The sequence below is a fragment of the Nonomuraea sp. NPDC049421 genome (genome assembly GCF_040677005.1).
GTDB lineage: Bacteria > Actinomycetota > Actinomycetes > Streptosporangiales > Streptosporangiaceae > Nonomuraea > Nonomuraea salmonea.
This window is the reverse complement of sequence record NZ_JBFAQA010000022.1, coordinates 151,177-166,378: the sequence shown is the minus strand read 5'-3', so window position 1 is coordinate 166,378 and position 15,202 is coordinate 151,177. Positions and strand designations below refer to the sequence as shown.

The 15,202-nt window shown below is 72.1% G+C and carries 11 protein-coding genes; 3 read left to right on the top strand and 8 right to left on the bottom strand.

Annotation, left to right across the window (positions count from 1 at the left end; genetic code table 11):
* The first annotated feature begins 38 nt into the window (after positions 1 to 38).
* Entirely contained in the window at positions 39 to 1,010 is a 972-nt protein-coding gene (locus AB0K18_RS32610; RefSeq protein WP_364922019.1) for a pirin family protein, read from the top strand.
* A 22-nt stretch (positions 1,011 to 1,032) separates the two neighbouring features.
* On the opposite strand, the gene AB0K18_RS32605 is transcribed toward AB0K18_RS32610, so the two are convergent.
* The 5 genes from AB0K18_RS32605 to AB0K18_RS32585 all read right to left on the bottom strand — a co-directional run bounded on the left by AB0K18_RS32605 (position 1,033) and on the right by AB0K18_RS32585 (position 8,157).
* Positions 1,033 to 1,986: an ABC transporter permease gene (locus AB0K18_RS32605; RefSeq protein WP_364922016.1), complete on the bottom strand. Its 954-nt coding sequence runs from the start codon at positions 1,984 to 1,986 to the stop codon at positions 1,033 to 1,035.
* On the bottom strand, positions 1,983 to 2,954 hold the full coding sequence (locus AB0K18_RS32600) for an ABC transporter permease (RefSeq protein ID WP_364922014.1): 972 nt from the start codon (positions 2,952 to 2,954) through the stop codon (positions 1,983 to 1,985). The genes AB0K18_RS32605 and AB0K18_RS32600 overlap by 4 nt, the downstream gene beginning before the upstream one ends.
* Positions 2,947 to 4,467: a sugar ABC transporter ATP-binding protein gene (locus tag AB0K18_RS32595; RefSeq protein WP_364922012.1), complete on the bottom strand. Its 1,521-nt coding sequence runs from the start codon at positions 4,465 to 4,467 to the stop codon at positions 2,947 to 2,949. The genes AB0K18_RS32600 and AB0K18_RS32595 overlap by 8 nt, the downstream gene beginning before the upstream one ends.
* 1 nt (position 4,468) lies before the next feature.
* A complete protein-coding gene (locus tag AB0K18_RS32590; RefSeq protein ID WP_364922009.1) occupies positions 4,469 to 5,536 on the bottom strand; it encodes an ABC transporter substrate-binding protein in 1,068 nt (355 codons plus the stop codon).
* Between the two features lie 95 nt (positions 5,537 to 5,631).
* Complete coding sequence (locus AB0K18_RS32585) at positions 5,632 to 8,157, bottom strand: PA14 domain-containing protein (protein ID WP_364922006.1); 2,526 nt, start codon at positions 8,155 to 8,157, stop codon at positions 5,632 to 5,634.
* Between the two features lie 165 nt (positions 8,158 to 8,322).
* On the opposite strand from AB0K18_RS32585, the gene AB0K18_RS32580 reads away from it, so the two are divergent.
* Both AB0K18_RS32580 and AB0K18_RS32575 read left to right on the top strand, forming a co-directional pair.
* The gene (locus AB0K18_RS32580; protein WP_345403237.1) at positions 8,323 to 9,123 is read left to right on the top strand and encodes a DeoR/GlpR family DNA-binding transcription regulator; all 801 of its coding nucleotides are present in this window, start codon (positions 8,323 to 8,325) and stop codon (positions 9,121 to 9,123) included.
* Between the two features lie 77 nt (positions 9,124 to 9,200).
* Positions 9,201 to 10,691: a sugar ABC transporter ATP-binding protein gene (locus tag AB0K18_RS32575; RefSeq protein WP_364922004.1), complete on the top strand. Its 1,491-nt coding sequence runs from the start codon at positions 9,201 to 9,203 to the stop codon at positions 10,689 to 10,691.
* 26 nt (positions 10,692 to 10,717) lie between these two features.
* Here AB0K18_RS32575 and AB0K18_RS32570 read toward each other — a convergent pair whose 3' ends face one another.
* The 3 genes from AB0K18_RS32570 to AB0K18_RS32560 all read right to left on the bottom strand — a co-directional run bounded on the left by AB0K18_RS32570 (position 10,718) and on the right by AB0K18_RS32560 (position 15,143).
* Complete coding sequence (locus tag AB0K18_RS32570; RefSeq protein WP_364922002.1) at positions 10,718 to 11,707, bottom strand: hypothetical protein; 990 nt, start codon at positions 11,705 to 11,707, stop codon at positions 10,718 to 10,720.
* Between the two features lie 112 nt (positions 11,708 to 11,819).
* A complete protein-coding gene (locus tag AB0K18_RS32565; protein WP_364921999.1) occupies positions 11,820 to 13,487 on the bottom strand; it encodes a serine/threonine-protein kinase in 1,668 nt (555 codons plus the stop codon).
* Positions 13,488 to 13,751: 264 nt separating this feature from the next.
* Positions 13,752 to 15,143, bottom strand: coding sequence for a DJ-1/PfpI family protein (locus AB0K18_RS32560; RefSeq protein WP_364921996.1), 1,392 nt, complete (start codon positions 15,141 to 15,143; stop codon positions 13,752 to 13,754).
* Between the last annotated feature and the right edge of the window lie 59 nt (positions 15,144 to 15,202).

The following is a 15,202-nucleotide window of genomic DNA, read 5'->3' as shown; positions in this document are numbered from 1 at the left end:
GTGGCCGCCCGCCGAGCGCCACGACGTAGAGTTCGGGCGTGAGCAACCTGGAACGGGACCCCCGCGAGATCCGCTGCACCGCCGGCCCGGCCGGCGGGCCCGGCGCCGAGGCAGAACGTGCGGCGGCCGTCCCTGCGCCTGACGCGCCGGATGAGCGGGAGGTCCTGCCCGGGCGGGAGGTGCCGCTGGGCGGGCCCCGGGCGATGACGGTCAGCAGGACCCTGCCGGGCGTGCACCGCCGCATGATCGGCGCGTGGTGCTTCGTCGACGCCTACGGGCCGCAGCTCGCCACCATGCGGGTGCCGCCCCACCCGCACACCGGCCTGCAGACCGTGAGCTGGCTGGTCGAGGGCGAGGTGCTGCACCGCGACAGCCTGGGCACGCTGCAGGAGGTCCGGCCGGGACAGCTCAACCTCATGACGGCCGGTCGCGGCATCTCCCACTCGGAGGAGTCGCCGCAGACCGTGCTGCACGGCGTCCAGCTGTGGGTGGCGCTGCCCGGCGAGCACCGCCACACCGCGCCCGCCTTCGAGCACCACCCCGAGCTGCCCGTGCTGGACGGCACCGGTCACCGGGCCCGCGTCCTCATGGGCACGCTCGGCGGGGTGACCTCGCCCGCCACCGCCTACACCCCGCTCGTGGGGGCCGAGCTGGCGATCGACGGCGCCGCCGAGGTGCCGCTTGAGCCGGGCTTCGAGCACGGGCTGCTGCTGCTCGACGGCGAGGTGGCCGAGGTGGAGCGGGGCCCGCTGGTGTACGTGCCGCCGGGTCGCACGTCCATCCGCCTGTCGGGCCGCGGCCGGGTGCTGCTCATCGGCGGCGAGCCGTTCGGCGAGGAGATCGTCATGTGGTGGAACTTCGTCGGCCGCTCCCACGAGGAGGTGGCCGCGTACCGCAAGGAGTGGATGGACGGCGGGGGCTTCGGCGCCGTCGAGGGCTTCGACGGCGCGCCCCTGCCCGCGCCGGTCCTCCCCGGCACCCGGCTCAAGCCCCGCGGCCGCGTCCGCTGACCGCCCCCGACCAGGTGAGGGGTCAGGTGAGGCGCTGGGCCTTGCTGAGCAGGCGCTGGGCCACCACCACCAGAGCCAGGAAGAGGCCGCTGACCACCTGCTGGAACGCCGACGTCAGGTTCCCCACCTGGTTGATGAGGCTCTGGATGACGCCCAGCAGCAGCACCCCTGCCACGGAGCCGGTGATGCCGCCGGCGCCGCCGGTCAGCAGGGTGCCGCCGATCACGACTGCCGCGATGGCGTCGAGTTCGAGGCCGATGCCGAGGATGGTGACGCCGGAGGAGAGCCGGGCGGCGTTGAGCGCGCCGGCCAGCCCGGCCAGCAGGCCGGACATGACGTACACGTACACCTTCGTCCGCACGACCGGCACGCCCATCAGGGCCGCCGCCTGCTCGTTGCCGCCGATGGCGTAGACGTTCTGGCCGAAGCCGGTGCGCTGCAGCAGCACCATGGCGAGCAGCGCGAGGGCGGCGGTGAGGTAGACGGGGTAGGACAGGCCGAGGAGCTCGCCCTGCCCGAGCGTGGCGAAGGCGCGGTCCTTGACCAGGTACGTGGTGGCGCCCTCGTCGGAGATGGCCAGCATCAGCCCGCGCACGCCGAGCAGCCCGGCGAGCGTCACGATGAACGGCGCCATCCCGGTACGCGCGATGACCAGCCCCTGCAGCAGCCCGACGACCCCGCACACGGCGAGCGGCAGCAGCAGCGCCACGATCAGGCCGTACTGGGAGCCGTAGGCGGCCAGCACGCCGCCGAGGACGAACAGCGACCCGACGGACAGGTCGATGCCGCCGCTGATGATCACGAACGTCATCCCGACGGCGATGATCGCGAGGAACGACGAGGAGACGACCACGCTGGCGGCGTTGGCGGTGGTGGCGAAGGAGTCGAAGGCCAGGCTGCCCACGACGACCAGCAGGCCGAGCACCATGACGGCGCCGTGCTGCTGGAGCAGCCTGCTCACCTGTTCGCGGTTCATCGGGTCCCCCGCTTCCTGGTGGCGTAGACGGCGGCCAGGATGATGACCGCCTGGACCATCTGGGTCCATGACTGCGGGAGGTTGTGCTTGATCAGCGTGGCGGCCAGGAGCTGCATGAGCAGCGCGCCCATGACCGTGCTGAGCACCCTGATCCGGCCGCCGGTCAGCGGCGTGCCGCCGACGACGACGGCGGTGATCGCCGACAGCTCGATGAACAGGCCGAGCGAGGTGGGGTCGCTGGCCTGCAGCCGGGCCGTGGCCAGCACGCCGGCCAGGGCGGCGAGCAGGCCGGAGATCACGTACACGATCAGCAGCACCCGCTTGACGGGCAGGCCGGACAGCTCGCTGGCCGAGCGGTTGCCGCCGATGGCGACGACCTGCCGGCCGAACGTGGTGCGCCGCACCACGAACAGCACGATCACGGTGAGCGCCGCCGCGATGAGCACGATGACCGGGATGCCGGCCACGGAGCTGCTGCCGAGCGCGATGAGGTCGGGGTTGCGGAACTCGACGAGCTGCGGCACCAGCACGTTGGCCAGGCCCCGCACGCCGACCAGCAGCGCGAGCGTGGCGACGATGGGCTGCACGCCGACGTACGCGACCAGCGCCCCGCCCGCCGCGCCCACGACGGCGCCGCCGATGACGGCCACGATGACCGCGGGCAGCCAGCCGTAGCCGAGGTAGAGCACGGTCAGCGCGGCGGCCAGCGCCATCACGGACCCGACCGACAGGTCGATGCCCTGGGTGCCGATGACCAGCGCCATGCCGAGCGAGACGATCACGATGGGGGTGACCTGGACGAGCTGGGTGCGGAAGTTGGAGGCGTCGAGGAAGTGCGGGGTGAACAGCACGTTGAACAGCAGCAGCACGAGGACGGCCGCGTACACGCCGTAGTCCTGCACCCACGCGTACACCTGGGGTTTGAGCACGGCGACCCGGGCGCTCCCCCTGGAGGTCAGCTCAGCCATCGGCCTGCTCCGCGATCGTCGCCATGATCCTCTCCTCGGTCACCTCGTCGCCGGACAGCTCGCCCACGACCGTGCCCTCGCGCAGCACGAGGATCCGGTCGGCGCCCTCGACGAGCTCCTCCAGGTCGGAGGAGATGAGCAGCACGCCGAGCCCTTCCCGGGCCAGCTCGTCGATCAGCGCCTGCACCTCGGCCTTGGCGCCGACGTCGATGCCGCGGGTGGGCTCGTCCAGCAGCAGCACCTTGGGCCGGACGGCGAGCCAGCGGGCCAGCAGCACCTTCTGCTGGTTGCCGCCGGACAGCTCGGAGACGAGCTGGTGCTGCGAGGCGGCCTTGATCCTCAGCCTCCGCATGAAGATCTCGACCACCCGGTCGATCTTCGCCTCGGACACCACGCCGGCCCGGCCGAGCGCGGGCAGGGCGGCCAGGGCGATGTTCTCGCGGACGGACAGCGTCGGGATGATGCCCTCGGCCTTGCGGTCCTCGGGCAGCAGGCTGACGCCGGCCTTGATGGCGGCGGCGGTGGAGCCGACGCGCAGCGGCGCCCCGGCCACGAGCACCTGACCGCCGTCGAGCGGCAGCGCGCCGACGATGGCCTTGGCGGTCTCGGTACGTCCCGCGCCGAGCAGGCCGCCGAGCCCGACGACCTCGCCGGGCTCGACGCTGACGTTCACCCCGTCGAGCACGTGCCTGCGGGTCAGGCCGCGGGCCTCGACCACGGGCGCGTCCGCGCCGGAGCCGTGCCGGTCGCGGCTGAAGCGGGTCATGCCCTGGGCGCGGACCTCGTCGAGGTCGCGGCCCAGCATGAGGGAGATGAGCTTCAGCCGGTCGAGCGCGGCCAGCGGCCCGGTGTGCGCGATCCGGCCGTCGCGCAGCACGGTGACCTGGTCGCACACCTGGTAGAGCTCGTCGAGGCGGTGGCTGACGTACATGACGGCGATGCCGCTGTCGCGCAGCCGCCTGATCACGCCGAACAGCGTCTCGACCTCGCGCGGCTCCAGGGAGGAGGTGGGCTCGTCCATGATGACGACGCGGGCGTCCACGGAGACGGCGCGGGCCAGGGCCACCATCTGCTGGGCGCCGACGCCGAGCGTGCGCAGCGGGCGGCGGACGTCGGTCTCGACGCCGTAGCCGGCCAGCACGCGCTCGGCCTCGCCGTACATGGCGGCGGCGTCGATGACGCCGAACCTGCCGCGCGGCTCGCGGCCCAGCAGCAGGTTGCGGGCCACCGACATCATGGGGACGAGGTTGACCTCCTGGTAGATGGTGGAGATGCCGGCCCGCTGCGCCTCCATGGGGCTGCCGAAGGCGGCGGGGCCGCCCTGGTAGCGCAGCTCACCCTCGTCGGGGCGGTAGACGCCGGTGAACACCTTGATCAACGTGGACTTACCGGCGCCGTTCTCGCCGACGAGGGCGTGCACCTCGCCAGGACGCAGGGCGAGGGACACGCCGTCGAGCGCGAGGACGCCGGGGAAGCGTTTGCTGACGGCGCGGGCCTCGAGAACCGCTTCCAACTCAGTACGCCTCTCCGAGGGAGTCCTCGGCGTTGGTGGTGTCGTAGTCACGATCGGAGATGATCACCTTGTCGGGGATGGCCTCGCCGTCGAGGAACTTCTGCGCGGTCTCGAAGGCCAGCGGCCCGAAGCGCGGGTTGGACTCGATGACCGCGTGCAGCCAGCCGTCCACGATGCCCTGGACGGCGCTGCGGGTGCCGTCGACCGAGACGATCTTGATGTCGCCCGGCTCCTTGCCCGCGCCCTTGAGCGCGGTGACCGCGCCGAGCGCCATCTCGTCGTTCTCGGCGTAGATACCGTTGATGTCGGGGTTTGACTGGATGAGCTGCTCGGTGACCTGCTGGCCCTTCTCGCGGGCGAACTCGCCGGTCTGCTCGAACGAGATCGTGATGTCCGGCGCCTTCTCCTTGACGCGGTCCTTGAAGCCGTTGGTGCGCTCGGTGGTGACGTTGTTGCCGGGGGCGCCGAGCAGGATGGCGACCTTGCCCTTGCCGCCGAGCGCGTCGATCATCCGGTCGGCGGCGCGCTTGCCCTGCTCGTAGAAGTCGGAGCCGATGAAGGTCAGGTAGTCGCTGCACGGCTTGGCGTTGATCTTGCGGTCGACCGTGATGATGGGGATCTTCTTGGCCGCGGCCTGCTGGAGCACCGGCTCCCAGCCGTCGGAGTTGAGCGGCGCGATGACCAGAAGCTGCACGCCCTGGGCGATGAGCTGCTGCACGTCGGTGATCTGCTTGGAGAACTGCGACTGGGCGTTGGTCACCTTGAGGTCGCCGATGCCCAGCTCGGCCGCCTCGTCCCTGATCGACTTGGTCTCCGCGATGCGGAACGGGTTGGCCTCCTTCTCCGACTGGGAGAAGCCCACCGTGGCCGTCTTGAGGTCGAACGTCGTGCCGCCGAACTGCTCCAGCGTGCAGGTCGGGCCGGCCGTGCCCGCAGGCGTCTGGACGACCTGCCGCCCAGCGGTACCGGTGGGGGCGGGCGCGCCCTGCGGCTCCTCCGCCTTGGCGCAGGCCGTCGCGGTGAGGAGGACGGCCAGGGTCAGGGCGGCCGTCCGGAGATGGGGGGTCATCGCGGTTCCCTTCTTATCAGGTCCTGCCGGTGCGCGCCCCGGCCCTCGCGAGCTCTCGCGGGCCCTCGCCGGCAGGGCCGGGGCGCGGCGGTGGTTCAGTCGCAGGTGGGGTTGATCGCGCTCGTCAGGGCCTTGTGGGCGTCGTGGAGGCGCTTGACGTCGGGCTTGGTGATCGCCCTGTCGTACGTCATGAGGCCGTTGATCTCGGTCTCGACGTCCGTCGTCTGGGTGTAGACGGCGGCGCTGAGCTGCTCGCAGGCGTGCAGCCGCGCCAGCTCCTCGACCATTCCCACGTAGCGGTTCGTGAGGGCCTCGGGGTCGGGCTCGACCGCGTAGCCCCAGCCGCCGCCCGACCAGGTGTGGCCGACGAGCGGCAGGGCCAGGCCGCCGTACTCGCCGATCACGGTGGCGCGGACGCCCTCGGGCTTGCCGGGGTTGCCGGGGCCCGGGTAGATGTGGAAGTCCTTGACGTCGCCGTTGCCGCCGTCCACGGCGCCGCAGCAGTTGACGCCGCTCATGTTGTTCACCAGGCGGGTCGGGTCCCAGCTCTTGACCAGGTCGGCGATGCGGGCCTGGTCGTACTGGCCCCAGCCCTCGTTGAACGGCACCCACATGACGATCGACGGGCTGCTCCTGTGCTGGTCGATCATGGCGCGCAGCTCGGTCTCGAACTGCTGCCTGTCGTCGGTCTTGAAGGCCGACGGCATGTCCTGCCAGACCAGCAGGCCGAGCTTGTCGGCGTAGTGGTACCAGCGGTCGGGCTCGACCTTGACGTGCTTGCGCACCGCATTGAAGCCGAGCGCCTTGGTCTGCTCCAGGTCGTACCGCAGGGCCTGGTCGGTGGGCGCGGTGTAGATGCCGTCCGGCCAGAAGCCCTGGTCGAGCGGGCCGATCTGGAAGACCGGCTCGCCGTTGAGCAGCATCCGGTTGCCGGACAGGGTGATCTCGCGCATCCCGAAGTACGACTCGACCTTGTCGCCCTTGAGCCTGACCTCCAGGTCGTACAGGTGCGGGCTCTCCGGCGACCAGAGCTTGGGCCTGCGCACGGGGACGCGCAGCTTCTTGCCGGTCTTGCCGTGGGCGGTGCCGATGACACGGCGGCCGTCCCTGACGATCACGGTGGCGGCGCCCGGGGTGCCGTGCACGGTCACGTCCACGGCCTGGCCGCGCACGTCGGGGGTGGTGTCGACGCGGTCGATGCGGTCCCTGCCGACCGGCTCGATCCAGACGGTCTGCCAGATGCCGGACACCGGGGTGTACCAGATGTTGCCGGCTTCGAGCCGCTGCTTGCCGACGGGCTGCGCGCCGCGGTCGGTCGGGTCGTACACGCCGACGACGAGCTCCTGCGGCCCCTTGCGCTTGAGCGCGCCGGTGACGTCCACGCTGATGCGGTCGTAGCCGCCCTTGTGGGTGGTGACGCGCTCGCCGTTGACGTAGACGGCGGCGTCCCAGTCGACGGCGTCGAGGTGCAGCATCAGCCGCTCGCCGCTCCAGGAGCGCGGCACCTCGAACGTGCGCCGGTACCACATGCGCTCCTCGTGCCGGCCGATGCCGGACAGCTGCGACTCGACCGGGTACGGCACGGTGATCCGCTCGGGCAGGGTGCGGCCGATCGGCGCGGCCTCGCCCTCCTTGGCCGTGGCGAACTGCCAGACGCCGTTGAGGCTGCGCCAGCGGTCGCGGACGAGCTGCGGCCTCGGGTACTCGGGCAGCGGGTGGTTCCTGTCGACCTCGTCGGTCCAGCGGGTCTTGAGCACGTACGTGGACAGGTTGACCACGCTCGCGAACGGATAGGCGGCCAGCGGGGTGCCGTCGGCGTAGGTGATGCCGCCGCTGCCGTCGTAGGAGGTGCGCACGGTGCCGCCGGCCTTGGCCGGGACCGGGTACTTGAGCGTGAGCTCCAAGGTCTGCGGGCTCTTCTGCTCGACCGAGGTGACGGGCCAGGCGGCGGCGCCGACGGTCAGCGCGAGCTTCTCCGCCGCGCCGGCGGGCAGCGGGGCGAGGGGCCGCGGGTAGGTGAGCGTCACGACGTCGCCGGTGGTGTTGAGCCGGGCGTCGTACGGGCCGTCCGGCTGGAAGTCGGCCGGGACGGTGAGCGCCTCGGTGGGCACGATGGCCTTCGGCTGGCTCGGGCTCTGCCAGCGCAGGCGCAGGTTGGCGCCGCCGTAGTGCTCGAAGTACTCGACCTTGATGTCGTACTCGCGGCCGGCTTCGAGGGCGATCGGGGTGCCGGTCTGCTCGATGTCCCAGTCGTCCACCCAGTGATCGATGATCACCTGACCGTCCACCCAGAGGCGGAACCCGTTGTCACCGATGATCGAGAAGGTGTAGGTCTCGGAGAACTCCGGGGTGATCTGGCCGGTCCAGCGGACCGAGACGTCGTCCTCCCTGCCGGTCAGCAGCTGGAAGACGGGGTTGAGGTCCGTCAGCTCCAGCTTCGGGTCGATGATGCTCGCCTTGAGCTCGGCGAAGTCGAACGTCCCCGCCCCTGAGGCGAGGTAGTAGTCGCCGCGCAGCCCGTTCCGCTCGGGAAGGGCCGCCGTTCCGGCGGAGGCGGGTGCCGGCAGCTGCCATAACACGGACATCAGTACGGCCAGCAGCAACGCGAGGCGCTTACGCACGGGGAGTGTCCTTTCGGAAGGCGCCGATCAGGTTCGGACAGCTTTTGACCCTGACACGCTCCAAAGTAAGCACCGCCGGACCGAGGCGGTCAAGATTTCCGATCAAATTCGTTCTCGTTCGGTCAGAGGTGAACTCATGTTGGCCTGTCGACTATGATCGGCCCCGTGAGCGACACGCAGAGCGACGGGCGCAGACCTGTGTTCGCCGCTGAACGCCGGCAGCGCATCCTCGAGCTGGTGCGTGCCAACGGCGCCGTGTCGCTGCGCGAGCTGGCCCAGGCCGTCCACTCCTCCGAGGTCACCGTCCGCCGCGACCTGCGCGCGCTCGAGTCCGAGGGCCTGCTCAACCGCCACCACGGCGGCGCCACGCTGCCCGGCGAGCTGTCCCGCGAGGCCGGCTACGCGCACAAGGTGTCACTGGAGTCGGCCGAGAAGGCCGCCATCGCCGACCTCGCCGCCGCGCTCGTCGAGGACGGCGACGCCATCGTGGTCGGGCCGGGCACCACCACGCAGGAGTTCGCCCGCCGCCTGACCAGGCACTCCGAGCTGGCCGTGGTGACCAGTTCACTGCTGGTCGCGCAGGTGCTGGCCGGCTCGCCGCGCGTCGAGGTGATGCTGACCGGCGGCACCCTGCGCGGCTCCATCCTGGCCCTGGTCGGCAGCGCGGCCGAGCACTCGCTGGCCGGGCTGCGGGTGCGCAGGGCGTTCATCTCGGGCAACGGCCTGACCGCCGAGCGCGGGCTGTCCACGCCCAACATGCAGGTCGCGGGCGTCGACCGGGCCCTGGCCGCCGCCGCCGAGGAGGTCGTGGTGCTGGCCGACCACACGAAGGTCGGCGTCGACACCATGGTGCAGACCGTCCCGCCCGATCGCATCGACCACCTGGTCACCGACGACTCCGCACCCCGCGACGTGCTCGACGAGCTGAGCGCGCGCGGCGTCCGGCTGCACGTCGCCCAGTTCTGATCGGCGCACTGATCGAATGTGACAAGCCCGTTACTATATTGTTTCCTTCCTCGACCACCATCGAGGCGGAGGCAACCGTGCTGCAGGTGGCTGGCGTTCTCAAGGCGTTCCAGGGTGTCACCGCCCTCGACCACGTCACCCTGTCCGTACGCGCCGGCGAGGTGCACGCCCTCATCGGCGGCAACGGCGCGGGCAAGTCCACCCTGGTGAAAGTGCTCTCCGGCGTCTACCCGCCCGACGCGGGCGAGCTGCGCTTCCTCGGCGAGCCGGTGCGCTTCACCGGGCCCGCCGACGCCAGGAAGGCCGGCATCGCCACCGTCCACCAGGAGACCAACCTCGTCCCCACCATGAGCGTGGCCCGCAACCTGCTGCTCGGCAGGGAGCCGCGCGGGCGGCTCGGGCTGATCGACTCCGCCGCCGTGCACGCCAGGGCCGCGGAGGTGCTGGCGGCGTACGGGCTGGAGGTGGACGTCCGCCGCCCGCTCGGCTCGCTCGGCGAGGGCGCGCGGCAGATCGTCGCGCTCGCGCGGGCCGCCTCCGCCGACGCCCGCCTGGTCATCATGGACGAGCCCACCACCGCGCTCGACCACGGCGAGCTGGAGGTGCTGTTCGGCGCGGTGACCCGGCTGCGCGAGCAGGGCCGCTCGGTCATCTACGTCACCCACCGCCTCGAGGAGCTCTACGGCATCTGCGACCGGGTCACCGTGCTGCGCGACGGCCGGGTCGTGCACACCGGGCCGCTGGCCGGGCTCGACCGGCTGCGGCTGGTCTCGCTCATGCTGGGCCGCCCCTTCCACCCCGCCGCGCCGCCCCTGCCCGCCGGCGAGCCCGACCCGCCCGGTGACGCGCCCGTCCTGGAGGCCAAGGGCCTGACCAGGCACCACATGCTCGACGGGGTGTCGCTCGCCATGCGGGCCGGCGAGGTCGTCGGGCTCGGCGGGCTGCTCGGCGCCGGACGCAGCGAGACGGCCCGCGCCATCGCCGGAGTGCTGCCGGTGGACGCCGGTCAGCTCACCGTCGCGGGCGCGCCGGTGCGCAAGTGGTCGATCAGGAGCGCCGTACGCGCCGGGATCGGCCTGGTGCCGGAGAACCGCAGGACCGAGGGCATCGTGCCCACCCTGTCGGTGCGCGACAACATCGCTCTGGCCGCGCTCCCCCGCCTGTCGCGGGCCGGCATCGTGTCCGACGCGCAGGTGGACAACATCGTCGCGACCTTCATGCGGCGGCTCGGCATCAAGGCCGTCTCCCCCCGCCAGCCGGCCGGCGAGCTGTCCGGCGGCAACCAGCAGAAGGTGCTGCTGGCCAGGTGGCTGGCCATGCACCCCAAGGTGCTGCTGCTCGACGAGCCCACCAGGGGCGTCGACGTCGCCACCAAGGTCGAGATGCAGGCCCTGCTGGACGAGCTGGCCGTGGACGGCCTGGCCATCCTGCTCATCTCCTCCGATGTGAGCGAGCTGGTGGAGAACTGCGACAGCGTCGTCGTGCTGCGCGACGGGGCCATCACCGAGCAGCTCAACGGGCCCGAGGTCACCGAGGACCGCCTGCTCGCCGCCCTCGCCAAGGACTAGTAGGCCGGAGACCAGTAGGCCAGGGACTAGTAGACCGAGACGTGCGGGTGGTCGTAGTGGTTGGCCGTCGTGCCGCCGCGGTCCGACATCACCCGCCACGCGCCCGTCCTGGCGTGCCAGATGCGCTGGCGGTAGATGACGTACATGATGCCGAGCCGCTTCGCGTTCTTGATCACCCAGGCGGCGATCTCGTCGCCGCGCTTCAGCTCCTCCCCTGACGGCATCGCGCCGCCGCGGCTCAGCATGAAGTCGCAGGCCCGCCCGAGCGGATGCTCGCCGCCGTCCCGGATCGGCCGGTAACACCCGATCCCGTACGGCACCTCGAACCGCTCCTGGATGAGCTGCCTGACCAGCCGCATCCTGGGCGTGATGTTGTCGGGTCCGTCCGGCAGCTGCGGCACCCACGTGCCGTCGGGACGCCGCACCCCCGGCGCCGTGTAGAGCAGGTCGATCCTGTCCTTGACCTTCTCGATCTGCTTCTCGGCCTTCTTCTTGCGCCGCTCCAGCGCGCCGACCGTGCGCTTCAGCTCCTCGGCCCTGGCCGCCGCCTCCTCCTCGGCCCGCGCGCGATCGTCCCTGACCTGGGCGTGGCCGCGCAGCCTGGCGTCCTGGCCGTCGATGAGGTGCTGGGAGAGCGCCATCCTGTTCAGCAGCCGCGCGGGGTCGCCGCCGCTCTGCCCGCTGACGAGGATGGCGAGCGGTCCCGGCGTGCCGCCCATGTACTCCGCCGTCGCGATGGCCCGCAGCTCCGTCGAGTGGCGGTCGTAGGTCTCCTGCGCCTCGGCCAGCCGCTCGCCCGCCTTCTTCGCCTCCTTGTCCGCCTTCTGCTGGGCGAGGCGGGAGGCGTAGTAGTCGGTGATGAGCTTGTCGGCGTCCTTCTGCATCGTGGCCAGCTCCTTCTTGAGCTGCTTGGCCGTCGGCTTGGGCGCCGCGTGCGCGGGGGCCGCGGTGACCAGCAGCAGCTGGGCGAGGACGATGCAGAGCACGGACGTACGGACGGGGGAGGCTTCCGCCACGCTTCTCCTTACCCCTGGCCACAGGGCAGGTTCCGGGCATGAGCTGTTCAGGCCGGGGGTCGCCCTCCATTCGACGCACGATAGTAGAGGATCAAGCCTCCCCACCCGCAAGTCACGAAATTTCGTGATCACGGCCTTTTCGTACTCTGCGCAGCACGATGTGCCGTCCGAGCAGCACCGAGCCCGGCACCACCACGAACCCCAGCAGGCCGGTGCCCAGCCCGAGCCCGATGTCGGCGTCCACGAGCCGGTCGCCGCCGCTGAGCACCGGCAGGCCGAGCGAGACGCTCACCGAGACCGACAGCAGCGGCTCCCGTTCGCGGGGCGGGTCCGGCTGGTTCGTCGCGGGCGGCGGCTCCTGGTCGCCCGGCGGGTCGGGCGGGTCATCCGCCGGAGGCGGCGGGGTCGGCCGGACGGTGGTCGGCGCCGCGGTCGTCGTGGGCCTCCTGGTGGGGCCGCTCGTCACGGTCGGCCTGCGGGCTGGCTCCCTGGTGGGCCTCGTGGTCGTGGGACGCTGCGTGGGCCTGGAAGCCGTACTGGTCGGCTGGGCGGTCGGCCTGCTCGCCCGGGGAGGGGCGCTCTCCGCCGGGCGGCCCGCGAACGTGACCGGCGGCGTCACCACGGCGGGCGGGCTGGAGGCGGGCGTCGGCTCCGTGGTCGGCCCCGTCGTCGGGGTCGTCGTCGGGGTGGCGGCCGGCTCCGGCGGCTCAGGCGAGGAGGGGGCGGGCGTGACCGGCGGGGCCACGCTGGGCGGCGGCACGGCGACGCTGCGCGGCTCGGGCGCGTCGCCCAGGATCGCGAACGCCGACACCACCGCGGCGGCCGTCGCCACCACCAGGCCACCGGTCATGGCGAGCTTCCCGGCCGGCGACAGCGCGTTGTGGAACAGGCTCGTGCCCGTGCCGGGCTCGGGGGCGGGCGGCGAGTTCGGCAGCAGCCCGGCCAGCGGCACGGCCAGTAACGCCAGGGTCGCGCGGCCACGGGCCTCCCAGTCGTCCCCGTACGCGGTGCGCGCCGTCTCCTCCAGCTCCTCCAGGAACGACAGCGCCGACTCCGGCCGCCGCGCCGGCTCCTTGGCCAGGCCGTGCTCGATCAGCGGGCGCAGCGGCGCCTCGATGTCGTCGATCGGCGGCGGCAGGTGCTGGTGCTGGTAGGCGAGGGCGGCGATGTTCTCGCCGTGGAAGGCGCGGTGGCCGGTCAGGCACTCATAGAAGACGAGGGTGGCGGCGTAGACGTCGGTGGCGGGCCCGGCCGGGGCCTCGTCCCACTGCTCGGGCGCCATGTACGACGGCGTGCCCGCCGGCGCGGCCGTCTCCCCGACCTTGGCCGCCACGCCGAAGTCGACGAGCTTGCTGTCGCCGTCCTCGGTGATCATCACGTTCTCGGGCTTGAAGTCACGATGCACGACGCCGCGCCGGTGCGCCTCCGCCAGGCCGAGCAGCGAGCCCTTCAGCACCGTCAGCGCCGCCTGCGGGCCCGTCGCGCCCTCGCCGGCCAGCAGCCGCCGCAGCGTGAGACCGTCGACCAGCTCCATCACGATGGCCGCGTCGTCGTCGCCCTCGACGTAGTCGAGCACGCGCGCGGTGTGCGGGCTGTCGATCTCCTGGATGAGCAGCGCCTCTTCCCTGAACCGCGCCACGAACGCCGCATCGTCGCGCAGCGGCTCGGCGAGGTGTTTGATCGCGACCTGTACGCCGTCGGAGTCTCGGACGGCGAGCATCACGCGGCCGGTCCCGCCGTGGCCCAGTTCCCGGATCTCCGTGTAGCCGGGAACCTCCATGGAGCCCTCCTGACCGGATAAAGATCCTTATAGGGGGACGCTAACCTGACGTCACCGGACGTGTCGACCCCCTTCGCCACAGTGATCGGATCGGTATGGACACTATGCCGCGTAGTAGCCAGCGGACCCCTCGGCGGACGGCACCGGACCCCTCGCGCGCCGAACCTTCTGTGCGCCGGGCCCCCTTGCGCGCCGGCTCTCCTGCGGCTCGGCGAACACCCTCGCGTAGTAGGTCGTGATCGCGCAGGAGTGCATGCGGACGCTTCAGGTGCGCAGGCGGCGGACCACCGCGCCCGTGCCCGAAGCGAGGGCCGCCCCCAGCAGGACGAGGAGGGCGAAGACCAGCGTCTCGCGCCACGGCCAGGCGCCGCCGCGCAGCTCGACGTCCATCACCGGGTACTCCAGCGTCTTGGCGGCGAAGCGGGCGGTCGGCACGTCGTAGGTGCGCGCGATGTCCCGGATCACCGCGTCGAAGGCGAACTCGTCGGTCGTGTGGACGTACTCCGCCCTTCCCGTGCCGGCGGCCTGGGTGCGGGCGGCCTCGTGACCCGGGACGAGGAGCCGGTCGAGGTCGCCGGACGCGGCGGCGAGGGTCCTGCGGGGGACGAAGGTCAGGCCGTGCTCGGAGCGGATGGGGCCGTCGCCGACCGCGATCGTGTGCCCGACCACGGACTGCTCGGTGTAGGAGTTGAACACCGACGCCAGCTCCAGCTCCCCGGCGCCCTCGACGAGCTGGACGCCGATGGCCGACGGGCGGGTCTGGTAGGAGGAGTTGAGCGGGGCCACCAGGTCCGCCAGGTCCAGCCCCTGGACGGGCATGCGCGCGGGCGCTCCCGGCGAGTAGTGCCGCCAGTGCACGGCGCCGGCCGCCTGGCGGGCCGTGTCCATGCCGGCCAGGCGTTCGACGATGCGCAGGGCGCCGTCGATGGCCGACAGCACGCCCGCCGCGGTGATCACGTCGCCGTCGTCCACGTACCGCACGCCGCTCTGCCACTTCACCGCCGGGAAGTCCGCACGCAGGCCGCGCATGCGCAGCCAGTGCGAGGTGGCGGGGCGGCCGTCCAGCAGGCCGCTGCGGGCCAGCGCGCGGGCGCCGTTGCAGACGCTGACGGTCAGCGCGCCGGCCGCCGACTGCTGCCTGAGCCAGGCGTTGACGGCGGCGAGCTCGGCGGGGTCCGGCTTCTCCATGGCGGGGACGAGCACGGCGTCGAGCGTGTCGCCGCGCCCGGTGAGGAGCTGCCGTAGCTCCTCGAACGTCAGGTCGGGGACGAGGTCCAGCCCGCCGGTCAGGTTGATCAGCCGGGGGCCCGCGGAGACGACGTAGGTGTTGAAGCGGCCGGTGCTCGCCAGCACCTCGTACGGGCCGAGCAGGTCGGCGGCGTTGGTGCCGTTGCCGCCGGTGAGGAAGGCGACGGTGGGCTTGGCCGGGTCGTGGGGCTTGGCGGCGGGCTCGGCGGAGACGGCGTCGGGGCGTGCGCGGTAGATGTCGCCGAACCTGCCGATCGTGCTGGCCGCCGACACCCCGCCCGGCACCAGCAGCGCGACCAGGACGACGGCCGCCGTTCTGACCCATGTGCCCCGGACGGTGAACCGGCGCCTACGGACGTTCTCGTCGCGCCGCCCGCCGCGCGTGTCCCTCGGCGCATTCCCACGCATGCTCGCCCCTCTTCCCGGCGCATATGAGCCTCACCGGGATGGTGTTCGACCAGCGCTTC